We start from the raw sequence: 22,952 nt of genomic DNA on the forward strand, positions 1-22,952 counted from the left end.
AATGAAAACCAATAGCATCCGCTTGAAAGATGACAGGGTTGTGAATTTGACGCTCATTGAACTGCCGACTGAGCGTAGGGTAAGTTTTGATGCGCTTTTCTGACTCATCCGGCATCCTTGACCATGCTTGATATAAAGTCACTTTGCGCGCTGGCATTTCATCAGGTGCGACTGCTGCCGCAGACAACAAAAAAGCAAACTCAGGGGGAGAAATGCAGAGTCATTCGATGCCTGTGTCCGGGGATTCTGGACACTATCTCAAACTGATCGAAGGTGCCACGGCCATCCGGCGACATGTGGATCTGCTGGATTGGCTGCAGGGTGACGTTCAGCAGTGCCTGCCGCACGACATTTTGCTGGCAGGATGGGGCAATTTTCAGGAAGGATCCATACGGCACGACATTGTGTCCAGGCTGCCAGGCGCTCGATCGTATGCCGTGGGCACTGATGGCCTGCCATTTCTTTTGGGCAAGTTCCATGAAAGCTGGGTTCTGGCCGGCAGGCAACCCAACAGCCTTGATTTTCGCAATTTTGAATACATGCTGGGCAACGCCAGCTTGCCGGACTCGTTTGGCAGCGCATTGCGCAACATGCGTTCAGTATTGATTCACGGCATGCGCGATGAGCGTGGCCAGTGCGAATGTCTTTACGTCCTGCTCAGTGTGCATGAAATTCCTGCAGAGTCGGCAAGTGGCGCAATCAAGGTGCTCATGCCTTTTATTGACAGCGCCTTGCGCCAGGTCGCGCAGTTGCCACAGCAACAAAAACCGTTCGCCAAGTCCCCCCGCGTTGTCCAGGAAGAAATATTTGGCCTGAGTGAGCGCGAAATCCAGATCATGGATTGGGTTGCCATGGGAAAAACCAATTCGGAAATTGGAAGCATTTTAAATATCAGCGGTTTTACGGTCAAAAACCACATGCAGCGAATTTTTCAGAAACTGAATGTATTCAATCGGGCACAAGCAGTTTCAAAAATTAACGGAGTGATATTCAATGGCTGAAATCCATGGCGTAAAGTCTGCTGCTGTCTGGAAAAATAATCACGAATCCATTGCTGGATCAGGTCGAAGCCATCTGTTTCGAGCTATCGAGGCAGTGCTTGATCCCCTTGCGCTGGTTTTTTCCCTGGGATTTTTGGCGGTATGTTTTGAAGGATCAGTCAGTCCAATTTATTTTATTCTTTCGGCAATTGTTTTTTTGTTGACCTTTCCGGGATGTTCGCGTTTGCGAATTTCAGCGGAAATGATGATTTTTAATATTTTGTTTCGCTGGTTCTGGATCGCTGGACTGCTGGTGTTGGCCGGTTTTGCAACTGGATATATTTTCAGGTTTCCGGTAGCGGTCATTGTTAACTGGTTATGGATGGCTCCGCTTGTCCAGATCGGTGGCAATTTGGCACTCCGCGCAGCGACACCAGGTTTGTTGAAAATGCAGGGACCACCGCGCGGCGTGGTCATCGTTGGCATGAACAATCAGGGTGTTTCATTGGCTGAAAACATCGTGGCTTCAGCGTATTCAGGAATTGAGTTAAAAGGATTTTTTGACGACCGAAGTAAAGATCGCAGGTTTGAGCAGGATAAATACAGGATTTTGGGCAAGGTCAATGCTCTCGCGGAATACGTTAAAAAAAACAGGATTCAGTTCATTTACCTGTCCTTGCCCATGATTGCCCGGACACGAATCCTGCAAATACTTGATGATCTCAAGGACACCACGGCTTCCATCTATTTTGTTCCTGACATGTTTGTCACGGACTTGATCCAAGGGCGAAGCGACTCCGTATGCGGCGTTAACGTGATATCGGTTTGCGATACGCCGTTCAGGGGAATTACTGGAGTGTTGAAACGTGCCAGTGATATAGTTTTGTCGTTGTTTGTCCTGATCCTGATTTCTCCCGTCATGCTGCTTGTCGGAATCATGGTGAAGCTGAATTCGCCGGGGCCGGCTATTTCCAGGCAACGCAGCTATGGTTTGGATGGCGAGCAGATTCTTGTCTATAAGTTCAGATCGGTGGCTGTGACCGAAGATGGCGGAACGATCCAGCAAGCTTGCAGCAATGATTTACGGCCTGCCCGCCTGGGCACATTCCTTCGCAAGACATCACTGGATGAATTGCCTCAATTCTTCAATGTGTTGCAGGGGCGAATGAGCATTGTCGGTCCACGACCCCATGCAGTGGCCCATAACGAGACTGACAGGACGCTTATAAAAGGCTATATGGTCAGGCACAAGGTCAGGCCTGGAATCACTGGCTGGGCGCAGGTCAATGGGTACGGGAGAGAAACTCTTATATTGGAAAAAATGCAGGCAGGTGTTGATTATGATTTGGACTATCTGCGCAACTGGTCATTGCGGCTTGATATTTTTATTGTTTTAAAAACGATATGGCTCGTTTTTAAAGACAGTTCAGATCGCTGAAAAGACTGGTTGTTCAATCGTCTTGGGCTTTTCCTGCAGTTCGGACTGCTTCAGTTGGCAAGAATAGAAAACCCTGGAAATTCCAGGGTTTTCAGGTGGATGACTGTTAATGCAGTATCCGTGCCGGTGGCTTCAATACGCCTGCAGCGCGGCTGAAACGGGCGTTACATGCCGCTGTAGTTGGGCCCGCCGCCGCCCTCGGGGGTGACCCAGACGATGTTCTGCGTCGGATCCTTGATGTCGCAGGTCTTGCAATGCACGCAGTTCTGGGCGTTGATCTGCAGCCGGTCGGAGTTGTCGGGGTTCTTCACGAACTCGTACACCCCGGCCGGGCAGTAGCGGCTCTCGGGGCCGGCGAACTTGGCCAGGTTGATGGCGACCGGAACGCCCGCGTCCTTCAGGGTCAGGTGCGCGGGCTGGTGTTCCTCGTGGTTGGTGTTGCTGATGAACACCGAGGTCAGGCGGTCAAACGTGATCTTGTTGTCGGGCTTGGGATAAAGGATAGGCTGGCACTCGGATGCCGGCTTGAGCATCGCGTGGTCGGGCTTGTCGCGGTGGATTGTCCACGGCGGACTCTTGATGCCGATTTTGGGCAGCAGCCATTGCTCGATGCCGGTCATCAAGGAGCCCACGTACACGCCCTTCTTGAACCAGGCCTTGAAGTTGCGCGCCTGGTTGAGTTCTGCCGCCAGCCAGCTTTTTTCGTAAGCCTCGGGGTAGGCGCTCAGCTCGTCGTGCTGGCGCCCGGCGGTCACGGCGGCATACGCCGCTTCGGCCGCCAGCATGCCGGTCTTGATCGCCGCGTGGCTGCCCTTGATGCGGCTGGCGTTCAGGTAGCCGGCCTCGCAGCCGATCAGCGCGCCGCCGGGAAACACCGTCTTGGGCAGGCTCAGTGCGCCGCCGGCCGTGATCGCGCGCGCGCCGTAGCCGATGCGCTTGCCGCCTTCAAGGTATTTTTTGATCGCCGGATGCGTCTTCCAGCGCTGCATCTCCTCGAACGGGCTCAGGTAGGGGTTGCTGTAGTCCAGCCCGGTGACAAAGCCCAGCGTGACCTGGTTGCCCTCCAGGTGGTACAGAAAGCCGCCGCCGTAGGTAGCGCTGTCCATCGGCCAGCCGGCGGTGTGCACCACCAGCCCGGGCTGGTGTTTCGCGGGATCGATCTCCCAGAGTTCCTTCACGCCCAGCGCGTAGGCCTGCGGATCCTTGCCCGCATCGAGCTTGAAGCGGCTGATCAGCTGGCGGCCCAGGTGGCCGCGAGCGCCTTCGGCGAACACGGTGTACTTGCCGTGCAGCTCCATGCCGAGCTGGAAGTTGCCGGTCGGCTCGCCGTCCTTGCCGATGCCCAGATTGCCGGTCGCCACGCCCTTGACCGATCCATCCTCGTTGTACAGTACCTCGGCGGCGGCAAAGCCGGGGAAGATTTCAACGCCCAGGCTTTCGGCTTGACCAGCCAGCCAGCGCGTCACGTTGCCCAGGCTGATGACGTAGTTGCCTTCGTTGTGAAAGCAGTCGGGCACGAGGAAATCAGGGGTCCGGGTGGCGCCGGTTTCGCTCAGGAACAAGACCTCGTCGCCAGTCACGGGCTGCGTCAAGGGCGCGCCGAGTGCCTTCCAGTCGGGGATCAGCTCGCTCAAGGCCCTGGGGTCCATGACCGCGCCCGAGAGGATGTGCGCGCCCGGCTCGGAGCCTTTTTCGAGCACGACGACGGACAGCTCCGTGCCTTGCTCGCTGGCCAGCTGCTTGAGGCGAATGGCCGCCGACAGCCCGCCCGGGCCGCCGCCGACCACGACCACGTCGTACTCCATCGCTTCTCGGGGGCCGAATTGGGCCAGGATTTCTTGGTTATTCATCGGGGGCACTCGTTGATAATGATTTCAGGAAAGGTTGGGTGTCTCCCTGCAATTTTATGTTGTGAATACAGGAACCAGACGACCGTTCGCTTACGGATTGCTTGCATCGGGGAATCTTTATTGACTTTTGGTATGAATTTTTCGGGCTGTGTCGCACGGGTGACAGGCGCTTGTCCTGCCGCGCAGGAAGCCGGCAAGCCGGGCGCATCACACATGTCGGCGATCACCGGCGCATGCTGACCGGCATCCTGGCAGGCTTGGGGGCGGGCGCGCTGTGGGGCCTGGTGTTCGTGGCGCCGCGCATGCTCGCGATGGGGCAGGGTGGCTATTCTTCGGTGGACCTGACCGCCGGGCGATTTGCGGTGTATGGGCTGGTCGCGGCGGGGGTCATGCTGCTTGGCCTGGGCCGCCGGCGCTGGCCCACGATGCGCCAGGCGGCGGCTGCGCTGGGCATGAGCGTGCTCGGCTTTAGCGGCTACTACCTGCTCCTGGTGCTGGCTATCCGCGATGCGGGCACTGAAATGCCTTCGCTGCTCATCGGCACGATTCCGCTGTGGATCATGCTGCTGGGCAAGCCGCATGGCCTGCGCTGGTCCGCGCTGTTGCCGGGGCTGGCGCTGACGCTGGCGGGCTTGCTGCTGATGATGGGCTCCACGCACGGCGCGACTGCCGGCGCCGGCCTGAATTTCTGGCGCGGCATTGGTTTTGCGGTGGTGTCACTGGTGAGCTGGACGGCGTTTGCAATCCTTAACTCGGCCTGGCTCAAGCGCCATCCTGAAGTCAACGCCACCGACTGGGCCAACTGGCTGGGCGTGGCCACCGGCCTGGGCGCGCTGCTGATGTGGCTGGCTGCTGGCTCTGATCTGCAGATGCTGGCTGCGCGTGACGACTCGATGCGCTTTGTGCTGCTGTGCGTGCTGGCCGGTTTTGGCTCGACCTGGCTGGCGACCATTTTGTGGAACCTGGCCAGCCAGCGGCTCAGCGCCAGCCTGTGCGGCCAGCTTATCGTGAGTGAAACCCTGTTTGCCTTGCTGTATTCTTTTGCCTGGGACGGCCACTGGCCCACGCTGGCCCAACTCTGTGCCTGCGTGCTTTTCACGCTGGGTATCCTGGCTTCCATCAGGGCGCACCGCTGAGCCTTTCACGCAATTCACCCAATGCTGAATCATGAAAATTGAAATTCCCGAGAAGAAAAAACTGGTTCACGAAATGCGCATTCCCATCCGCTGGGGCGACATGGACGCGATGGGCCACCTGAACAACACCAGCTACTTTCGCTACATGGAAACCATCCGCATCGACTGGATGTACGCGATTGGCTGCCAGCCCGACCCGCAGGGCGAAGGCCCGGTGATCGTCAATGCCTTTTGCAACTTCTACAAGCAGCTTGAATACCCGGGCGATGTGCTGATCAAAATGTATGTCAGCGACCCGGGCCGCACCACCTTTGAAAGCTGGGCCACCCTGGAGCGCGTGGACCAGCCGGGCGTGATTTGCGCAGCCGGCGGCGCGACCACCATCTGGGTGGACTTTCCGGCGCAAAAGGCCAAGACCCTGCCGGACTGGATGCGCGAGCAGGTTGAAGGCTGAAAATACAGGTCAAATAGGCCTTTTGCGCAATAGAATCGAGCATGGAGTGCTACTAAAAATATAGTGAATTGATTTCTGGACTGAAGCGCAGGCGCCCATCAATTCGCGGCACAGTCCTACCGCGCGAAACACCCCATGGCTGCCCCGTTGGGTTGCGCAACGTCGTATTCTGCAAGCCTGTCCCGCAACAAGGCACGCTGACCCATGTTTTTCCTCGGAATCGGAACCGCCACGCCCGCCCCGCGCTACACCAAGACCGAATGCCTGGAGGCGTTCCAGAAGTCCGATTGGTTCGGGCGGCTTGACGCCCGCGCCCACCTGGTCGCGCGAACCGTTCTGCAGCGCGACAACGGCATCGAGGCGCGCCGCCTTGCGCTCGACTCGCTGGCCGATGTGTTCTGCATCGACCCCGACACCCTTGCCAAGCGCTTTCTGCACAACGCCCCCGCGCTGGCCTCTGAAGCGGCCGAACGCGCCTTGGCCGGCGCCGGGCTCACCGCGCACGACATCGACGCCGTGGTCGTCAGCACCTGCACCGGCTACCTGTGTCCGGGCCTGTCGGGTTATGTCGCCGAGCGTGTCGGCCTGCTGGCCGATGTCCAGGCCTTCGACCTCGTCGGCCAGGGCTGCGCCGCAGCGCTGCCAAACCTGCAGCTGGGCAATGCGCTGCTGAAGTCGGGTGCGTGCAAAAAGGTGCTGTCGGTCTGCGTCGAGGTCAGCAGCGCCGCGATGTACCTGGACAACGACCCGGGCGTGCTGATCAGCGCCTGCCTGTTCGGCGATGGCGCCGGCGCTGCGGTGCTGTCGCGCGAGCCGGGCAGGGCGGGCCGGCGCATCGCGTGGAAGGACAGCACGTCGCTGATGGCGCCGGCCCGGCGCGACGCCCTCAAGTTCGAGCAGCGTGCCGGCATGCTGCGCAACATCCTGACGCGGGAAGTGCCGGCGCTGGCGGCCGATTATGCGCAGCAGGTGCTGGCCACGGTGCTCCAGCGCGCCGGCCTGCGCAGCGCCGACATCAGCGCCTGGATCATGCATGCCGGCGGGCGCGACGTGCTGATCGCACTGCAGCGCCGGCTCGAACTGCAGCCGAACGACCTGCGCTACAGCGCCGCCATGCTGCGCGAATACGGCAACCTGTCGAGCGCGTTTGTCTATTTCGTGCTGCAGGCCGCGCTGCAAGACGAGGCGCCGGGCGGCTGGTGGTGGCTGTCGTCTTTTGGCGCCGGCTTCAGCTGCCATGGCGCCTTGCTGGAGGTGCAGCCCGCATGATGCCCCGCGTCGTTGCCGCCGAAACGCTCGATGGCCTGGCCGAAGACGACCCGGCGGCGATGCGTTCACGCCGCGACCTGCAGCGCGTCCATCGGGTCATGGGCACGCGCGGCATCATGCTGCGGGCACTTCGGGATTTCAGGGCGCTGGCCGTTTCGCGTTCCGCCGAGACGCCGCTTCGCATCCTGGAACTCGGCGCCGGCGATGGCAGCCTGATGCTGGGCGTTGCGCGCGCGCTCCAGGGGAAATGGCCGGCGGTCGAGATCACGCTGCTGGACCGGCAAAACCTGGTGAGCCGCCCGACCATTGCCGGCTATGCCCGCCTGGGCTGGCGGGCCACGCCGCAGGTCATGGATGTGTTCGACTGGGCGTCAAGCCGCGAGTCTGAACGGTCCGGCCATGTTGCGTATTGGGATGTCATCGTCGCCAATCTCTTCCTGCACCATTTCGAGGGGCCTCAACTGGCGGCATTGCTGGCGGCGATTGAGTCACGCACCGAAAGCGTCTTTGCCTGCGAACCGCGCCGTGCGCGGCTGGCGCTGGCGGGCAGCCACCTGATCGGGGCGCTGGGGGCCAATGCGGTGACGCGCGAAGACGCCGTGCTGAGCGTTCATGCCGGTTTTCGGGACAGTGAAATCAGCGCGCTGTGGCCGGGGAATCGACCCGGCTGGACGCTGGACGAATACCCGGCCAGCCTGTTCAGCCACTGTTTTTGCGCCCAACGAAGCGACCTTGAAGCCGCAGCCGCGCCATCATGAAAACCGTTTTTGACGCCATCATCATCGGCGCCGGGCCGGCCGGCTCGACCGCCGCCATCCTGCTGGCGCGCGCCGGCTGGTCGGTGGCGCTGGTGGAGAAACAGCGCTTTCCGCGCCGCAAGGTCTGCGGCGAGTGCCTGGCGGCCAGCAACCTGCCGCTGCTCGATGCGCTGGGCATCGGCGCCGAATTCATCGCCAGCGCCGGGCCGGAGTTGCGCCAGGTCGCGCTGATGCAGGGCCAGCGCACCTTCATTGCCGACCTGCCCGCAGCCGCGCATGTTCGCCACGCCTGGGGCCGGGCGCTGGGCCGCGAAACGCTCGACACCCTGCTGCTGGAGCAGGCCAGGGCCAGCGGCGCCGTGGTGCTGCAGCCGTGGTCGGTGCAGGCACTCGGCGGCGCGGCGGGCGATCACCGCTGCGACATCCGCTCCATCGCCACCCGCCAGGCCGCCACGCTGCAGGCGCCGGTCCTGATTGCCGCGCATGGCTCGTGGGAGCCTTTGCCATCCAGCCGTGAAGACCGGCGCCTTGCCCGCCGCGCCAGCGACCTGTTTGCCTTCAAGGCCAACTTTCGCGGCGCCACGCTGCTCCCCGGACTGCTGCCGGTGCTGTCGTTCAGCGGCGGCTACGGCGGCATGGTGCTGGCGGACCAGGGCCTGCTCACGCTGGCCGGCTGCATCCGCGCGGACCGGCTCGAAGCCTGCCGGCGCGCATCGCCCGGCCTGAGCGCCGGTGAAGCGGTCGAAATCTTCCTGAAGCGCGAATGCCGGGGCGTGGCCTTCGCGCTGGGCCATGCGCGGCGCGAAGGCGCATGGCTGGCCACCGGGCCGATTGATCCGGGCATTCGCCTGGTGCCCGGCGACACGCTGTTTCGCATCGGCAATGCGGCCGGCGAGGCGCACCCGATCATCGGCGAAGGCATGAGCATGGCGATGCAGTCGGCCTGGCTGCTGTGCGCGCAGCTGCTGCGTCCCGCCGAGCCGCGCCGCAGCCTGTCGAATGAAGCCTGGCAGCGCGGCGTTCACCGCGCTTACGCCGCCGAATGGCGCCGCCATTTCGCGCCGCGCCTTCGCCTGGCGGCTGCTTTTGCCCACCTGGCGATGCGGCCGGCCGTGGCATCGCTGGCGCTTTTGCTGCTGGCCCGCTGGCCCGCGCTGCTGACGCTGGGTGCGCGCTGGGGCGGCAAGGTCAGCTGCGCGATTCCTCCCGGCACGGTGGCCTGGCTGGCGTCGGGCGCAGGTGCAAAATGGGCCGCTTGCGCCGCCAGCCCGCCTGTCCATTTCGACGCCGTGCATATCAACAACAGGCCACCCCAGGAGATGCCATGACCACCACGTTCGACCGGCTTTGCGCCATTCTGGCCAGGGACTACAAGCTGCAGGCCGACCAGCTCATGCCTGGGACGCCGCTCGAATCGCTGGGCATTGACTCCCTCGGCATTGCCGACCTGCTGTTCAATGTGGAAGACGAATTCGGCATCAACCTGCCGCCCGAGCCGGTGCAACTGCTGACGATTGGCGACGTGGCTCGCTTCATCGACGGCCTGCTGGCGATCCGGGACGACGCGAATGGCGCGCCACCGGAGGCTGGGCTGCTTGAAGCTGCTCCATCGCCAGCGACGCCGCTGCCGTGAGGCGCGTCGCCGTCACCGGAATGGGTGTGGTGTCGCCGCTGGGCCACAGCGCGCAGCAAGCCTTTGACGCCGCGCGCGCCGGCCGCTCGGCGGTCCACCGGCTCGATGTTCCGTTCGCGCACCGGCTGGCCGCGCCGATTGCGGCGACAGTGAACTTCAACGGCGCCGATCACTTCGACCCGCCCAAACTGCGCATGCTGGACCGCGTCAGCCAGTTCGCGCTGGTCGCCGCCCGCCGGGCGCTGGCCGATGCGCTGCCCGGACTGGCGGACCCGGAGCGCCGCCGCGCCGGGGTGTTTGTCGGCACCGGCATGGGCGGCATCAACAGCATCGACGAGGGTTACCAGACGCTGTATGGCGAAAATTCCGACCGCATCAAGCCCTTCATGGTCCTGATGGGCATGCACAACGCGCCGGCTGCCTGGATAGCCATCGAGCACGGTTTCACCGGGCCGAACATGAGCTATTCAACCGCCTGCTCGTCGTCGGCCGTGGCCATTGGCGAGGCCTGGCTGCGGCTGGCCCACGGCGACCTCGACATGGCGCTGGCTGGAGGCACCGAAGCGCCGCTGGCCTTCGGTTCGCTGAAGGCCTGGGAGGCGCTGCGCACCGTTGCCACCCTGGACGCGGCGGACCCGTCGGCCTCGTGCAAACCCTTCGCCGGCAACCGCAGCGGCATGGTGCTCGGGGAGGGCGCGGCGATGCTGGTGCTCGAACCCTGGGAGCGTGCGCTGGCGCGCGGCGCGGCCATCCACGGCGAACTCATCGGCTACGGCCTGTTCACCGACGCCGGGCACATCACCCGGCCCAGCGTTGAAGGCCAGGCGGCCGCGATGCGCGCCGCGCTGCAGTCCGCCGGCATCGATGCCGCCGAGGTCGATGCCATCAACGCCCACGGCACCGGCACCCCGGCCAATGACGGCATCGAGACCGCCGCCATCAAGGCCGTGTTTGGCAGCCGCGCGGCCCGCATTCCGATCAGCGCGACCAAGGCGCTGCACGGCCACCTGCTGGGCGCGACTTCGGCGCTGGAATGCGTGCTGTCGTTCATGGCCATGCAGCATTCGGTGGCGCTGCCGACCATGCATTTGCAGCAAGCCGATCCGCAGTGCGACCTGGACTATGTGGCCAATGCCGCCCGCGAAGGCGTGCCGGTTCGCACCATGCTTTCCAGCTCGTTTGCCTTCGGCGGAACGAACGCGGTGCTGGCATTCAGGGCCGCGCCCTGAACCCGGCTTGATTCAAGCCAGTCCGGCGCAATCCATTCAACGGCTGGCATGGAAGTTTTTGACCACCAGCAAAAATCCGAGCTGATAGCCCCGCCCGCGCAAGGCCTTGATGTCAAACCCCGTGCCCACATGCGGACTCAGCTTGACGCGCAAGCGGCTGATCAGCACCTCCACCCTGGCCTTGTTGATTTTTTCAGGCTGCATCTGATCGCCGAACTGCGCTTCAAGCGCGGCGTGTTCCATGAACTGGCCATTGAGCGCCATGGCCTTGAGCAGCAGTGCTTCGCTGCCGGTCAGACTGATCTGGGCACCCTGCGGAGAAACCAGGGTGAGCCCGCTCATGTCAAGCTGCCATTGCGCCGGGGCCGTCGCCAAGCCAAGCCGGCCAAAAAGATTCCTGACCACCGCCACCAGTTCCTCGGGCCGCGTGGGTTTGGTCAGGTACACGTCCGCGCCGGTGGCGTAGCCTTCGAGCCGGTCCGTGCTGCGCACCCGGGCCGAGAGAATAATGATGCCGACCGTGGGCAATGCGTTGCGGATGCGCCGGGTGATGCTGATGCCGTCTTCGGCGGGCAGGTTGAGATCAAGAATCAGGATGTCGGCGTGCCGTGCCTGAAGCGCTTGGTTCAGTTCCTCGCCCGTGCCGACACCGCGCACATCCAGTCCCTCTTCGGATAAAAAGAGCACCAGTTCGCAGCGCAGCGTCACGTTGTCTTCCACCACGATGACCGAAGGAATTTCAAGGAACACCGTGTTCATGCCAACTCCAAACAAAAACTAAAAATAACCTGCATTTGCGCTGGCTGAAAATGCACTTCGGATCCGATTTGCCTGGCCACCGCCTGGGCCAGCCACAAGCCAAGGCCCGCGCCAACCTGGCTCCGTGCAGCCTCCGCCCGGTAGTAGCGCACAAACACTTGCGCCGGGTCTGGACGGCCGGCCGCGCCTACCCCATTCAAGACACTGAAGCGCACGCCTGCCGCATCCCTGACCCGGGTAGTCTGGATGTTCAGTTCCACCAGGCTGTCCGGGGGTGAGTATTTGAGGGCATTGCTCAACAGGTTCAGCAAAATCAGCCGGACATCGTGGTAATCGGACCGTATTTCGACCGCCTGCGGCATCACCAGCCTGATCCGGCCAGCGCCGACGGTGTGCAGCAAATCATCGGTCAGCGCCTTCAATGAGAACAGTTTCTTGTCGATGGTGGCCGCGCCCTGGTCGATTTGATCGGCCTGGGCGCAGCGTTCAATCAGGGTGTTGAGGTCGTCCACGGAGCGGTTGATGTTCATGACGCGCGTCGCGTCGCCACTGTCGGGGGCCACATGCCGGCCCAGCGACGTGGCCGCCAGCTGGATGATGGCGAGCGGGGTTTTAAGCTCATGCATCAGCATCGTCATGAAGCGCTCCTGAAGCTCACGGCGATTTTTCTCGGATTCGGCGAGCCGCCGCGCCACGGTCTCGTTCAGGATCGACGTCTGGACAAGGCTCTTCTTTTCGCGATCCAGCAGAATGAAAATAGAGATAAAGAATGCCGCGAGAAAAAAGATTCTGTAAGCCAGCAGATCCAGGATTGAAGCATCGGGTGCCACGATTCCCTGCGCCGTCAACAAAAACCGCAGCAACAGTGCCATGGCGATAAAAATAAGCGCGGCAATAAACCAGGTGACAGGTTTTTTCCAGTTGAAAACACCGACCGCCAACAGCATGCAGAAGGTGCTGGCGAAGATGCCCAACAGCGAACTCAAGATCAGGACAACTTGCCGGTCAAGCAGGAAAAACAATAAAAAAAGCAATGCATTGAGTGCGAAAAACACGGCGAACATCAGCCTTCCCCACTGCGGCAGGCCAAAGCGGCCAAACAGCGCCCGAAAAAACAGGAATGCCGTAAACGTGTTGGCGATGCCTAAAAAGTGGACTACCGCGCTGCTGGCGATCCAGTTGTACGGTCCAAAAAATGCGCCAAGATAGTCAAACCAGCCAAAGAAAATGGCAACAGAGATGCAGAAATTGAGCAGAAATAAAACATGCAGGAGTTCGCGGTACATCCCGATCAGAATCAGCATTCCGATGATGACGGGAAGGCAACAGGCCAGCACCGCGCCCAGCACCATGGCCTGGTTGATGTTCTGCTGCTGCGCCTGCGCCATGGTCACAAGGCTCGCTGACACCAGCAATGCGCCCGACGTTTTGACCCGCAGGTAATAACTGCTTTTGCCAGGCGTTGACTGAATCGGGGTCGAGCGCTCGCGCAGCCGCTGGCCGGTATCCGCCGCGCCGGGCGAAAACAGCATCACCTCGTCCAGGGATGCGGGAACGACCCGCAGCACCAGCATGCGGGCATCGTTCTTCGGCGCATCAACCGTCAGTTTCATCCACAGGGCAGCGCGGGTGTAGCCCAGGCTGACGACCTTGCCGGCGCTGGAAAACCCGGCCTGCCGCACCTGCGCTAACGTCATGTCGCCGCTTGGGTCTTCAAAAATGGCGCGCTCCATGCGCAGTTCCTGGGCTCCAGCATGCAGGGACGCCAGGCCGAGCAGCAAACCCAGACTCACCAGAAACCATAGTCGCCATCGTGCTGTCATGGCGGGATGTTAGCGTGACGCCTGCGCCGTGCGTCGGATGCGGGCGACTGCGCCCTTGCCCTGCGGGAAAAGCAAGCTAATGCAAGGTTTCTCTCTGTTGACTCTTTATCATCATGTTTGTCACATCTGTCACATTTTTCATACATGCTAGGTTAAATGTGATGTGATGTGGATCAAGCAGGTTTGTCAATCAGCCGGTGATGTTCTGCGCCGCCATCGCTGCACAGGCAACTGGATTTCAGGCTCACGCGCAAATATTGGAATATTGAAATGGCCACTCTTCTTATAAAAACCGCCAACGGGAAAATTGTCTGCCCACGCTGCGGCGAACTGGCGCCTCGCGTCAAGAGAAGATTGATTGACCGCGTCATAAGTTTGTTCAAACCGGTGAAGCGCTATCGCTGTGAATTTTGTGACTGGAAGCAGTCCGTCACCAGCCACAGCGCACCGAGGCCGTGAAGGCTTTTCATCGCTGAACCGGCTGGTTCTTTGTGAAAAAAGCATTTTCCGCAATACCAGCGGGCGCTTATTGCTATCAAATATAGAGCAATCAGGTCGCGCTGGCGGGTTTGCCTGCCTTGGGCACGCGCCCCATCAGGTAGAACTCCGGATTCGGCTGCATGCTGCTGAAACTCGCCATGCGGTTGGACAGGCCAAAAAACGCGGTGATCGCCGCGATGTCCCAGGCGTCCTCGTCGTCAAAACCATGCGCATGCAGCGCTTCAAAGTCGGCGTCTTCAATCGCGCCCGACTGCAGGCAGACCTTCATCGCAAAGTCGAGCATGGCGCGCTGGCGCGGCGTGATGTCGGCCTTGCGGTAGTTCACCGCCACCTGGTCGGCCAGCAGCGGCTTCTTTTCATAAATCCGCAGCAGCGCGCCGTGCGCCACCACGCAGTACAGGCATTGGTTGGTCGCGCTGGTGGCGGTCACGATCATTTCGCGCTCGCCCTTGGTCAGCGAGCCGTTGGGGTTGCCGCTTTCCTCCTTGAGCATGATGGCATCGTGGTAGGCGAAGAAGGCGCGCCATTCGGCCGGCCGGCGCGCCAGCGCCAGAAAGACGTTGGGCACGAAGCCGGCTTTTTCCTGCACTTCGAGCACCTTGGCCTTGATGTCGTCGGGCAGGTCGTTGATATCGGGGGCGGGGTAGCGAGATGGCATGGCGGGTCTCTTTCTGGGTGGTGTGAAAAACGGTTTTTCCCATGATACGTTCCCGCCCGGGCATGAAAAGAGCGTATCGCATACCGATATTCAACGATGCTGCACGACTGCGTAAGGTCGTAAGGTCAGTGCTTCAAGGCAGGCATTCGCCCTTTCCGTACACCTGGACTGCGGTCTGGCGGATCGCTTGCAGCAAAATCGTTGCTCCCGGGGAGGGCAGCTGATGACGCCGCGTGATGATGCCAAAAGCGTCCATCTCGCACGGCAAAATGACAGGCAGGATTTTTAACTGCCCGAAGCGCTGGTATTCGCGCGCCACATCCTGCGGCATGACGTGCAGGTAATCGGTCTGCTGCAACAGGCTCGTGATCACCAGCAGCGCCGTGGTGTCCACCACGTTGGTGGGCGGCTCAAGGCCCTCGCGGCGAAACATCATGTCAAAGCGGTGGCGAAGAATGCTGCCTTGCGGCGACAGTATCCAGCTTAAAGGGGCCAGATCCCGCAGACCGAGTTGTGCCGCGCTTTGCAGGGGATGGCCGACCCGGGCGACTGCGCAGACAGGCTCGCCGACCAGTTCCTCGTAGTGCAGCTTGGCCTTGTCTTCCTGCTCCAGGATGCGGGCGATTAAAAAATCCAGCATGCCGTTCTTCAGCCTTTCGAGCAGCACGTTGCTGTTCTCAAGCTGAACCCCGATGCGCAGCAAGGGTGAGGCGCTTTTGACCTGGGCAATCGCCGAAGGCATCAGCATCATGGCCGGCGTCATGATCACACCCACATCGACCTGTCCCGACAGGCCGGACTTCAACGCTGAAATGTCGTCATGGGCCTGCGTCAGGCTGGTGATCGCCATCCGTGCATGGCGAATCATGGTTTCACCGTAGCTGGTCGGCTGCACGCCGCGCGGCAAGCGCTCGAACAGGCAAACCCCCAGCGCATCCTCCAGATCCTTGAGCAGTTTTGAGGCCGCCGGCTGCGTCATGTTCATCGACTCGGACGCACGGTGCAGGTTGCGGTTTTCATCCAGCGCCAGCAGCAGCAGGAGTTGCCGCGTCTTCAGCCGCGTGCGGATCAGCCAGTTGGAATCGTGGTTGGCCATGATCGTTTTTTTGGGTAGGTACGAAATGGCGAATGATAGCAAAACAGGTATCAATAATGAGAAATTCTCTATTTGTGCTGTATCGGTTCGATGCCTACGATCAGCGTATCAAGCGGCCAAAACGTCGGCCACAAGGTGAGTCTTCCGAAGCCCTGCTGCCCTACAACCTGAGAAAGAAAGATCAATGTCTCCTACCCCAAAACGTCCGCTGCGATCCCAAGAATGGTTTGGCTCGGCAGACAAGAACGGCTTCATGTACCGCAGCTGGATGAAGAACCAGGGCATCCCGGACCATGAGTTCCAGGGCAAGCCGATCATTGGCATCTGCAACACCTGGTCGGAACTGACCCCGTGCAATGCCCATTTCCGGAAAATCGCCGAGCATGTCAGGCGTGGTGTGTTCGAAGCCGGCGGCTTTCCGGTCGAGTTCCCGGTGTTTTCCAATGGCGAGTCCAATTTGCGACCGACGGCCATGTTCACCCGCAACCTGGCCAGCATTGATGTGGAAGAGTCCATCCGGGGCAATCCGATTGACGCCGTGGTGCTGCTGGCCGGCTGCGACAAAACCACCCCGGCCTTGCTGATGGGCGCGGCCAGTTGCGACATTCCCGCCATCGTGGTCAGTGGCGGGCCGATGCTCAACGGCAAGCACCAAGGCAAGGATATTGGCTCGGGAACGGTCGTCTGGCAGCTGCATGAAGCGGTCAAGGCCGGGCACATCAGCATGCATGAATTCATGTCCGCCGAAGCCGGCATGTCGCGCTCGGCCGGCACCTGCAACACCATGGGAACTGCCTCCACCATGGCTTGCATGGCCGAGGCGCTGGGCACCTCGTTGCCGCATAACGCCGCCATTCCGGCGGTTGACGCGCGGCGCTATGTACTGGCCCATATGTCCGGCATGCGCATCGTCGAAATGGCCCTGGAAGACCTTCGCCTGTCGAAAATCCTGACGCGGGAAGCCTTCGAGAACGCCATCCGGGTCAATGCCGCCATTGGCGGATCGACCAATGCGGTGATCCATTTGAAGGCGATTGCCGGACGGCTGGGCATTCCGCTGGAACTGGAGGACTGGACGAGCATCGGCCGCGGCACGCCGACCATCGTGGACCTGATGCCCTCGGGCCGCTTTTTGATGGAAGACCTGTACTACGCCGGCGGCCTGCCTGCCGTGCTGCGCCGCATGGGCGAAGCCGATCTGCTGCGGCATCCGGACGCGCTGACCGTCAACGGAAAGTCACTCTGGGAAAACGTGCGCGAAGCACCGATCTACAACGACGAGGTGATTCGTCCGCTGGCCAAGCCGCTGATCGAGGATGGCGCCATCTGCATCCTGCGCGGCAACCTGGCGCCGCGCGGTGCGGTCCTGAAACCGTCGGCGGCCTCGCCGCACCTGATGCAGCACCGTGGCCAGGCGGTGGTGTTCGAGGACTTTGACCATTACAAGTCGCGCATCAACGATCCGGACCTTGAGGTTGACGCGAACTCGGTGCTGCTGATGAAAAACTGCGGCCCGAAAGGCTACCCCGGCATGGCGGAGGTCGGCAACATGGGCTTGCCACCCAAGCTGCTGGCGCAAGGCGTGACCGACATGGTGCGCATTTCGGATGCCCGCATGAGCGGCACCGCCTACGGCACCGTGGTGCTGCATGTGGCGCCCGAAGCCGCAGCCGGCGGACCGCTGGCCATTGTGCGCGATGGCGACTGGATTGAACTCGATTGCGCGGGAGGGCGCCTGCATCTCGAGATTGATGAGGCTGAAATGGCGGCCAGGTTTGAAAACCTGCAAGCCAGGAAGCCGCCAGAGCGCACGGGCGGCTACCGGGAACTGTACATCGACCATGTCCTGCAGGCCGACCAGGGCTGCGACTTCGACTTTCTGCTCGGCTGCCGGGGCGCAGAGGTTCCGCGTCATTCCCATTAACTCGAATTCCACTGCAAGCCTGAAAAAAGGAAGAGACAAATGTTGTTAATACAGTTCAAGGACATCCAGGGCGAGCGCCGGGTCGGCGCGCTTCAGGCCGACGGCAAGACGCTTCGGATGGTCGAAGGCTACGGCACGACCTATCAAATGGCGAACGCCGCCATGGCCATGCAGTGCTCACTGCAAACCCTTGCCACGCAAGCGCTGGGCGATGCCGTTGTCGGCTATGACGCCCTGGCGTCGGAAGGGCGCTTGCTGACGCCGCTGGACCATCCGGATGTGGCGCACTGCTACGTCACCGGCACCGGGCTGACGCATCTGGGCAGCGCCGACACACGCGACCAGATGCACAAGAAGCTCGAAGGCGGCGCTGAAACGCTGACCGACAGCATGAAGATGTTTCGCATGGGCCTGGACGGCGGCAAACCCGCTGCGGGTGAAACCGGGGTGCAGCCCGAATGGTTCTACAAAGGCAATGGCTCCATTGCCCATGCCAGCGGCCAGCCCATGCCGATGCCGGACTTTGCGCTGGACGGAGGCGAAGAGCCGGAAGTGGCTGCACTGTATGTGGTCGGTCCGGATGGCTCTCCCTGCCGCTTGGGGTTTGCCATCGGCAACGAGTTTTCGGACCATGTGACCGAGCGGCAAAACTACCTGTTCCTCGCGCATTCCAAGCTGCGTGCCTGCAGTGTTGGCCCGGCGCTGCTGGTCGGCGAACTGCCCGGCCATGTGGCGGGTCAATCGCGCATCCGGGACCGGCAAGGCGAGGTGCGGTGGGAAAAGCCGTTTCTCAGCGGCGAGGACAACATGTCCCACAGCATCGCGAACCTGGAATACCACCACTTCAAATACCCGCTGTTCTGCCAGCCAGGCGATGTGCATGTCCATTTTCTGGGCACGGGCACGCTCAGTTGTGCCGATGGGATACGGGTCGAGCCCGGCGAGACCTTCGAAATCGAAGCTCCGCTGTTCGGCCCGCCGCTGAGCAACCGGCTGGAGGTCGTGTCCCGGCCCAAGCCGGTGATCAAGGCGCTCTAGTTCCAGTGCGCCAGCCCCGCAAGACCCATCAATAAGCACAGGAGACACAAGCGAATGGCCGCAGTAAATGCAAAGAACGTCGTCAAGCGGTATGACAGCGTTGAAATTCTTCACGGCGTGAGCATCGATATTGCTGACGGCGAGTTCACAGTCCTGGTCGGTCCCAGCGGATGCGGCAAATCCACGCTGCTGCGCATGATTGCAGGCCTCGAAGGCATCACCTCCGGAGATATCTCGATTGGCGGCCGGGTGGTCAACGATCTGGCGCCCAAGGAGCGCGACATTGCGATGGTGTTCCAGAGTTATGCGCTGTATCCGCACATGACGGTGTACGCCAACATGGCCTTCAGCCTGACGCTGGCGAAAACCGACACGCAAAAAATCCGCGAGCAGGTCGATCACGCGGCCGGTATTCTCAACCTGACCGCGCTGCTCGAACGCTACCCGCGCCAGCTGTCGGGCGGGCAGCGGCAGCGGGTGGCGATGGGCCGCGCCATCGTGCGCAATCCCCAGGTCTTTTTGTTCGACGAACCGCTTTCCAATCTCGACGCCAAGCTGCGGGTGCAGATGCGCGCCGAACTCAAGGAGTTGCACCAGCGGCTCAAGACAACCTCGATCTATGTCACCCATGACCAGATCGAAGCGATGACATTGGCCGACAAGATCGTGGTGATGCGGGACGGGCGGGTCGAACAGGTTGGCAAGCCGCTGGACCTTTATGACAACCCCGCCAATGTGTTTGTTGCCGGCTTCATCGGCTCACCGGCCATGAATTTCATTGACGGCGTGCTTCGGGCCGAAGGCGGCAGGTGCGGCGTCGAGATCGCCGGCGGCCATCTGGTGTCGCTGCAACCCGATGATGCCTTTGTCGCCGGGCAAAAAGTTCTGCTCGGGGTGCGTCCCGAGCATTTCAGCCTGACCCGCCAGGGCCAGGGCATCGCCAGCAAGGTGGTGGTGGTCGAGCCGACGGGTGCGGACATCCAGGTGGTCAGCAAACTCGGCGACATGGAACTGGTTTCCGTGTTTCGCGAGCGGCACGATTTCACGCCCGGCGAGGCCATTTATCTGGAGCCCGATCTGAGCAAGGCCCATCTGTTTGATGCAGCCAGCGGCCGGGCCCTGCCTGCCAGCGCGATGCGAGCGGGCGCCGCTGGCAATGCAAGTGCCAGCCGGTCACAGGTCGAGCAGCTTTATTCATATTCATAACAGGAGACAAAAACCATGAAAAAACTACCCCACGCCCTGCTGGGCACGCTGGCATTGGCCTCCATGACGCTCGCCAGCCAGGCGGCACAGGCCGAGGAAAGCATTTCAGTCTGGATGACCAAAGGCTTTTACCGGGCCGAAGATGAAGCGCTGCTGGCCGTGGCCGACCGTTTTTACAAGAAGAGCGGCATCAAGGTCGAGCTGAGCCTGTTCTCGACCGAAGACGTGGTGACGAAAACAGTCGGCGCGGTATCGGCCGGCACGCCCCCGGACTTCGCCTACGGCACCAGCTTCAATTTCGCCACCACCGGAAAATGGGCCTACGACGGCAAGCTCGAAGACGTGTCCGACGTCATGATTCCGCTCAAGGACAAGTTCCTGCCCAACACGGTGGAAACCACCTACCTGTACAACGACAAAGCCAAAAAGAAGGCCTACTACGCCGCGCCCATCGCGCAGGAAATCGTACACACCTTTTACTGGCGCGACATGCTCAAGGACGCCGGCTACCGCGATGCCGACATTCCGAAGGACTGGAAAGGCTACTGGGGCTTCTGGTGCGACAAGGTGCAGCCCGCACTGCGCGCCAAAGGCCAACGGGTTTACGGCATCGGACAGCCCACCAGCGTGCAGGCCAACGACACCTACTATGAGTTCATGAGCTACATCAATGCCTACAACGTCAAGCTGGTGGACGAGAACGGCAAGCTGCTGCTGGACGATCCGAAAAACCGCAAGAACCTGGAGTTGGCCCTGGCCGACTATGTCTCGGTTTACCAGAAGGGCTGCACGCCGCCGAGTTCGATCAACTGGACGGCGGTTGACAACAATGTCAACCTGCACAACCGCACCACGGTGATGACGCCCAACTCGACCCTGTCGATTCCCGGCTCGTACTACGACGCCATGAACAGCGCAACGGCCACGCCCGAGCAAAAGGAAATTGCGCGCAAGAAATACCATGAAACGCTGGTGACCGCGCGCCTGCCGAACAAGCCCGACGGCACGCCCCTGCCGAGCGCCACGGCGGTCAAGACGGCAGTGATTTTTGCCGATGCCAAGAACAAGGAAGGCGGCAAGAAATTCATGGCCTTCCTGATGCAGGACATGAACCTCACGCCCTACCTTGAAGGCGCACTGGGCCGCTACTACCCGGTCACCAAGTCGGGCGCCGAGCGTCCCTTCTGGACCGACCCCAGCGACCCGCATCGCTCGGCGGCCCACAAGATGTTCACCGAAGGCACCATTCCGTATCAGTTCACCTACAACTGGAAGTTCACCACCGTGAATGCGGAAAATGTCTGGGCCCAGGCCATGGCGCGCATCGCCAAGGACAACATCTCGCCGGCCCAGGCCACCGACGAAATGGTCGCCCGCATCAAGACGATCTTCGCCAACTGATCCGCGTCACAAGGTTTTTCGTCATGAGCGCAACCCTTCCGATTGCCGCGCCGGCGCTGCCTGTGCCAAGCCGCTTCTCGTGGGAAGCGGTTTCAGGTTATGTTTATCTGGTGCCGTTCCTGCTGGTGTTCCTCGGGCTGGTCCTGTACCCGGTCGTGTACGGCTTCAGCCTCGGCCTGCACCTGGCTACCTACCGCGACCTGATCACTGATCCGGTCTTCGTCAAGACGGTGTACAACACGCTGATCTTTGTCGTGATCGGCGTCAACATCAAGATGGTGATTGCGCTCTATCTGTCGGGATTTTTCCTGAACAAGCAGCGCTGGATACGCTGGCTGAGTTCGATTTTCATCCTGGCCTGGGCGATTCCGTCGATTTCGACCATCCTGTCGTTCCGCTGGATGCTGAACCCGGAGTGGGGCATCATCAATGCGCTGCTGTTCAAGTGGTTCAACATCATGGGGCCGAACTGGCTCACGGAGCGCTGGCTCGCCTTCGGCAGTGCCATCGTGGTGCACATCTGGAAGTCGCTGCCGTTCTGGACCCTGGTGCTGCTGTCCGGGCGCATGGCCATCGGCGCCGAACTCTATGAGGCGGCCGATGTCGATGGCGCCACCCCCTGGCAGAAGTTCCGCTACATCACCTTCCCGAGCATCCGCACGCTTTACCTGTCGCTGACCGCGCTGTCGATGATCTGGTCGCTGGGCGACTTCAACAGTGTGTACCTGCTGACCGGCGGCGGCCCGGCCGACAGTACCCAGGTGCTGGCCACGCTGGGCGTGCGCTACCTGCGCATGGACCGGATCGACCTGTCCATCGCCTCGGTCATCGTCGCGCTGCCGCTGATGCTGCCCCTGATGTTCTTCATGATGAAATACCTGAGCGGGGAGCAAAAGCGATGAGAAAGTATCTGCAAGAGGCGCGCCTGATCCTGATCGGCATCCCGATCTTCATCTGGGCCGTGTTCCCGGTCTATCACCTCCTGGTGATGGCCATCACGCCGCAGGAAACCGCCTTTGCCGGCGAGCTGTGGCCGCAGCAGCCGACGCTGGCCAACTTCAAGACGGTGTTCACCCAGGGGCATTACTACCTGGGGCACTTCTGGCTCCAGATCTTCAACAGCTTCGTGGTGGCGGTGTCGGTGGCGCTGGCCACGCTGCTGGTGGCGACAACGGCCTCGTTCGCCATCAGCCGGCTGCAGGTGCGCGGCGGCCGCTTCGTGATGAACCTGGCGCTGTTCACCTACCTGATCCCGGCGGCCTTCCTGGCGATCCCGATGTACAAGACCATGGGCACCTATGGCCTGCTTGACAACCGGCTGTCGCTGGTCCTGTCGATGATTGCGCTGGCTTCGCCCTATGCGATCTGGGTCATGAAGCAGGCCTCCGACAAGCTGCCGTTCGAGCTTGACGAGGCGGCGCAGATTGACGGCGCGACCACCTGGCAGGTCTTTCGCCTGGTTTACCTGCCGCTGGTGGCGCCGTCGATGGTGGCCGTGGGCACCTACGCGCTGCTGCTGGCCTGGAACGAGTACCTGTTCGCCTTTTTGCTGCTGTCGGCCGAAACCAAGGTCACGCTGGCGGTCGGGCTGGGCATGTTCACCTCGCTCGACGATGCGCCCTGGAATCTCCTGATGGCCACCGGCATCGTCTATGCGCTGCCGCCGGCGGCGATTTATTACAGCTTTCGCAAATACATGGTGTCGGGGCTGACCGACGGCGCGGTCAAGAGCTGAGCCGGTCACCCCGATAACCCCCGGCCGCCAGTTCGGCGTTCGGCCTTTCCTTTAGCCTGGACCC

General features: G+C 61.3%; 21 protein-coding genes. 16 read left to right on the forward strand and 5 right to left on the reverse strand.

Going from position 1 to position 22,952, the window contains the following annotated elements:
* Positions 1 to 143 precede the first annotated feature (143 nt).
* Together epsA and ABLV49_RS07370 are read left to right on the forward strand one after the other, a co-directional pair.
* Positions 144 to 1,001 (forward strand): XrtB/PEP-CTERM-associated transcriptional regulator EpsA, encoded by an 858-nt coding sequence (epsA, locus tag ABLV49_RS07365; RefSeq protein WP_349280968.1) that lies wholly within the window; start codon positions 144 to 146, stop codon positions 999 to 1,001.
* Complete coding sequence (locus ABLV49_RS07370) at positions 994 to 2,418, forward strand: undecaprenyl-phosphate glucose phosphotransferase (RefSeq protein WP_349280969.1); 1,425 nt, start codon at positions 994 to 996, stop codon at positions 2,416 to 2,418. The genes epsA and ABLV49_RS07370 overlap by 8 nt, the downstream gene beginning before the upstream one ends.
* A gap of 164 nt (positions 2,419 to 2,582) precedes the next feature.
* Here ABLV49_RS07370 and ABLV49_RS07375 read toward each other — a convergent pair whose 3' ends face one another.
* Positions 2,583 to 4,268 carry an electron transfer flavoprotein-ubiquinone oxidoreductase gene (locus ABLV49_RS07375; RefSeq protein ID WP_349280970.1) on the reverse strand — a complete coding sequence of 562 codons (1,686 nt, stop codon included), beginning with the start codon at positions 4,266 to 4,268 and terminating at the stop codon, positions 2,583 to 2,585.
* 233 nt (positions 4,269 to 4,501) lie between these two features.
* Between ABLV49_RS07375 and ABLV49_RS07380 the strand changes: the two genes are divergently transcribed.
* The 7 genes from ABLV49_RS07380 to ABLV49_RS07410 all read left to right on the forward strand — a co-directional run bounded on the left by ABLV49_RS07380 (position 4,502) and on the right by ABLV49_RS07410 (position 10,747).
* Positions 4,502 to 5,404: a DMT family transporter gene (locus ABLV49_RS07380; protein ID WP_349280971.1), complete on the forward strand. Its 903-nt coding sequence runs from the start codon at positions 4,502 to 4,504 to the stop codon at positions 5,402 to 5,404.
* 31 nt (positions 5,405 to 5,435) lie between these two features.
* Positions 5,436 to 5,858, forward strand: coding sequence for an acyl-CoA thioesterase (locus ABLV49_RS07385; RefSeq protein ID WP_349280972.1), 423 nt, complete (start codon positions 5,436 to 5,438; stop codon positions 5,856 to 5,858).
* Between the two features lie 204 nt (positions 5,859 to 6,062).
* Positions 6,063 to 7,127: a type III polyketide synthase gene (locus tag ABLV49_RS07390; RefSeq protein WP_349280973.1), complete on the forward strand. Its 1,065-nt coding sequence runs from the start codon at positions 6,063 to 6,065 to the stop codon at positions 7,125 to 7,127.
* Positions 7,124 to 7,885, forward strand: coding sequence for a hypothetical protein (locus ABLV49_RS07395; protein ID WP_349280974.1), 762 nt, complete (start codon positions 7,124 to 7,126; stop codon positions 7,883 to 7,885). The genes ABLV49_RS07390 and ABLV49_RS07395 overlap by 4 nt, the downstream gene beginning before the upstream one ends.
* Positions 7,882 to 9,213, forward strand: a complete 1,332-nt coding sequence (locus tag ABLV49_RS07400) for an NAD(P)/FAD-dependent oxidoreductase (RefSeq protein ID WP_349280975.1) — start codon at positions 7,882 to 7,884, stop codon at positions 9,211 to 9,213. The genes ABLV49_RS07395 and ABLV49_RS07400 overlap by 4 nt, the downstream gene beginning before the upstream one ends.
* Positions 9,210 to 9,518 (forward strand): acyl carrier protein, encoded by a 309-nt coding sequence (locus ABLV49_RS07405; RefSeq protein WP_349280976.1) that lies wholly within the window; start codon positions 9,210 to 9,212, stop codon positions 9,516 to 9,518. The genes ABLV49_RS07400 and ABLV49_RS07405 overlap by 4 nt, the downstream gene beginning before the upstream one ends.
* A complete protein-coding gene (locus tag ABLV49_RS07410; RefSeq protein ID WP_349280977.1) occupies positions 9,515 to 10,747 on the forward strand; it encodes a beta-ketoacyl-[acyl-carrier-protein] synthase family protein in 1,233 nt (410 codons plus the stop codon). Before ABLV49_RS07405 ends, ABLV49_RS07410 begins: the two co-directional genes overlap by 4 nt.
* A gap of 36 nt (positions 10,748 to 10,783) precedes the next feature.
* Here ABLV49_RS07410 and ABLV49_RS07415 read toward each other — a convergent pair whose 3' ends face one another.
* Together ABLV49_RS07415 and ABLV49_RS07420 are read right to left on the reverse strand one after the other, a co-directional pair.
* Entirely contained in the window at positions 10,784 to 11,506 is a 723-nt protein-coding gene (locus ABLV49_RS07415; RefSeq protein WP_349280978.1) for a response regulator transcription factor, read from the reverse strand.
* Positions 11,503 to 13,329 (reverse strand): sensor histidine kinase, encoded by a 1,827-nt coding sequence (locus ABLV49_RS07420; protein ID WP_349280979.1) that lies wholly within the window; start codon positions 13,327 to 13,329, stop codon positions 11,503 to 11,505. Before ABLV49_RS07420 ends, ABLV49_RS07415 begins: the two co-directional genes overlap by 4 nt.
* A 270-nt stretch (positions 13,330 to 13,599) precedes the next feature.
* On the opposite strand from ABLV49_RS07420, the gene ABLV49_RS07425 reads away from it, so the two are divergent.
* Positions 13,600 to 13,788, forward strand: coding sequence for a hypothetical protein (locus ABLV49_RS07425; protein WP_349280980.1), 189 nt, complete (start codon positions 13,600 to 13,602; stop codon positions 13,786 to 13,788).
* A gap of 91 nt (positions 13,789 to 13,879) precedes the next feature.
* On the opposite strand, the gene ABLV49_RS07430 is transcribed toward ABLV49_RS07425, so the two are convergent.
* Complete coding sequence (locus ABLV49_RS07430) at positions 13,880 to 14,488, reverse strand: peroxidase-related enzyme (RefSeq protein ID WP_349280981.1); 609 nt, start codon at positions 14,486 to 14,488, stop codon at positions 13,880 to 13,882.
* 133 nt (positions 14,489 to 14,621) lie between these two features.
* Positions 14,622 to 15,584 carry a LysR family transcriptional regulator gene (locus ABLV49_RS07435; protein ID WP_349280982.1) on the reverse strand — a complete coding sequence of 321 codons (963 nt, stop codon included), beginning with the start codon at positions 15,582 to 15,584 and terminating at the stop codon, positions 14,622 to 14,624.
* A gap of 184 nt (positions 15,585 to 15,768) precedes the next feature.
* Between ABLV49_RS07435 and ABLV49_RS07440 the strand changes: the two genes are divergently transcribed.
* The 6 genes from ABLV49_RS07440 to ABLV49_RS07465 are packed head-to-tail and all read left to right on the forward strand — an operon-like array spanning position 15,769 to position 22,888.
* Entirely contained in the window at positions 15,769 to 17,508 is a 1,740-nt protein-coding gene (locus tag ABLV49_RS07440; RefSeq protein ID WP_349280983.1) for an IlvD/Edd family dehydratase, read from the forward strand.
* Positions 17,509 to 17,547: 39 nt separating this feature from the next.
* Complete coding sequence (gene araD1 / locus ABLV49_RS07445) at positions 17,548 to 18,546, forward strand: AraD1 family protein (RefSeq protein ID WP_349280984.1); 999 nt, start codon at positions 17,548 to 17,550, stop codon at positions 18,544 to 18,546.
* A gap of 54 nt (positions 18,547 to 18,600) precedes the next feature.
* Positions 18,601 to 19,752 carry an ABC transporter ATP-binding protein gene (locus ABLV49_RS07450; RefSeq protein ID WP_349280985.1) on the forward strand — a complete coding sequence of 384 codons (1,152 nt, stop codon included), beginning with the start codon at positions 18,601 to 18,603 and terminating at the stop codon, positions 19,750 to 19,752.
* A 15-nt stretch (positions 19,753 to 19,767) separates the two neighbouring features.
* On the forward strand, positions 19,768 to 21,153 hold the full coding sequence (locus ABLV49_RS07455; RefSeq protein WP_349280986.1) for an ABC transporter substrate-binding protein: 1,386 nt from the start codon (positions 19,768 to 19,770) through the stop codon (positions 21,151 to 21,153).
* 23 nt (positions 21,154 to 21,176) lie between these two features.
* Positions 21,177 to 22,055, forward strand: a complete 879-nt coding sequence (locus ABLV49_RS07460) for a carbohydrate ABC transporter permease (RefSeq protein WP_349280987.1) — start codon at positions 21,177 to 21,179, stop codon at positions 22,053 to 22,055.
* Positions 22,052 to 22,888 (forward strand): carbohydrate ABC transporter permease, encoded by an 837-nt coding sequence (locus ABLV49_RS07465; protein ID WP_349280988.1) that lies wholly within the window; start codon positions 22,052 to 22,054, stop codon positions 22,886 to 22,888. Before ABLV49_RS07460 ends, ABLV49_RS07465 begins: the two co-directional genes overlap by 4 nt.
* Positions 22,889 to 22,952 lie beyond the last annotated feature (64 nt).

The organism is Polaromonas hydrogenivorans (assembly GCF_040105105.1).
Lineage (GTDB): Bacteria > Pseudomonadota > Gammaproteobacteria > Burkholderiales > Burkholderiaceae_C > Polaromonas > Polaromonas hydrogenivorans.

What these genes read in the sequence shown, in the direction of transcription:
- ABLV49_RS07450 (WP_349280985.1), top strand. Translation starts at nt 18,601, where the DNA reads ATGGCCGCAGTAAATGCAAAGAACGTCGTCAAGCGGTATGACAGCGTT.
- ABLV49_RS07430 (WP_349280981.1), bottom strand. Translation starts at nt 14,488, where the DNA reads ATGCCATCTCGCTACCCCGCCCCCGATATCAACGACCTGCCCGACGAC.
- ABLV49_RS07435 (WP_349280982.1), bottom strand. Translation starts at nt 15,584, where the DNA reads ATGGCCAACCACGATTCCAACTGGCTGATCCGCACGCGGCTGAAGACG.
- ABLV49_RS07420 (WP_349280979.1), bottom strand. Translation starts at nt 13,329, where the DNA reads ATGACAGCACGATGGCGACTATGGTTTCTGGTGAGTCTGGGTTTGCTG.
- ABLV49_RS07460 (WP_349280987.1), top strand. Translation starts at nt 21,177, where the DNA reads ATGAGCGCAACCCTTCCGATTGCCGCGCCGGCGCTGCCTGTGCCAAGC.
- ABLV49_RS07440 (WP_349280983.1), top strand. Translation starts at nt 15,769, where the DNA reads ATGTCTCCTACCCCAAAACGTCCGCTGCGATCCCAAGAATGGTTTGGC.
- ABLV49_RS07465 (WP_349280988.1), top strand. Translation starts at nt 22,052, where the DNA reads ATGAGAAAGTATCTGCAAGAGGCGCGCCTGATCCTGATCGGCATCCCG.
- ABLV49_RS07390 (WP_349280973.1), top strand. Translation starts at nt 6,063, where the DNA reads ATGTTTTTCCTCGGAATCGGAACCGCCACGCCCGCCCCGCGCTACACC.
- ABLV49_RS07385 (WP_349280972.1), top strand. Translation starts at nt 5,436, where the DNA reads ATGAAAATTGAAATTCCCGAGAAGAAAAAACTGGTTCACGAAATGCGC.
- ABLV49_RS07415 (WP_349280978.1), bottom strand. Translation starts at nt 11,506, where the DNA reads ATGAACACGGTGTTCCTTGAAATTCCTTCGGTCATCGTGGTGGAAGAC.
- ABLV49_RS07380 (WP_349280971.1), top strand. Translation starts at nt 4,502, where the DNA reads ATGCTGACCGGCATCCTGGCAGGCTTGGGGGCGGGCGCGCTGTGGGGC.
- ABLV49_RS07455 (WP_349280986.1), top strand. Translation starts at nt 19,768, where the DNA reads ATGAAAAAACTACCCCACGCCCTGCTGGGCACGCTGGCATTGGCCTCC.
- araD1 (WP_349280984.1), top strand. Translation starts at nt 17,548, where the DNA reads ATGTTGTTAATACAGTTCAAGGACATCCAGGGCGAGCGCCGGGTCGGC.
- ABLV49_RS07405 (WP_349280976.1), top strand. Translation starts at nt 9,210, where the DNA reads ATGACCACCACGTTCGACCGGCTTTGCGCCATTCTGGCCAGGGACTAC.
- ABLV49_RS07395 (WP_349280974.1), top strand. Translation starts at nt 7,124, where the DNA reads ATGATGCCCCGCGTCGTTGCCGCCGAAACGCTCGATGGCCTGGCCGAA.
- ABLV49_RS07375 (WP_349280970.1), bottom strand. Translation starts at nt 4,268, where the DNA reads ATGAATAACCAAGAAATCCTGGCCCAATTCGGCCCCCGAGAAGCGATG.
- ABLV49_RS07400 (WP_349280975.1), top strand. Translation starts at nt 7,882, where the DNA reads ATGAAAACCGTTTTTGACGCCATCATCATCGGCGCCGGGCCGGCCGGC.
- ABLV49_RS07425 (WP_349280980.1), top strand. Translation starts at nt 13,600, where the DNA reads ATGGCCACTCTTCTTATAAAAACCGCCAACGGGAAAATTGTCTGCCCA.
- ABLV49_RS07370 (WP_349280969.1), top strand. Translation starts at nt 994, where the DNA reads ATGGCTGAAATCCATGGCGTAAAGTCTGCTGCTGTCTGGAAAAATAAT.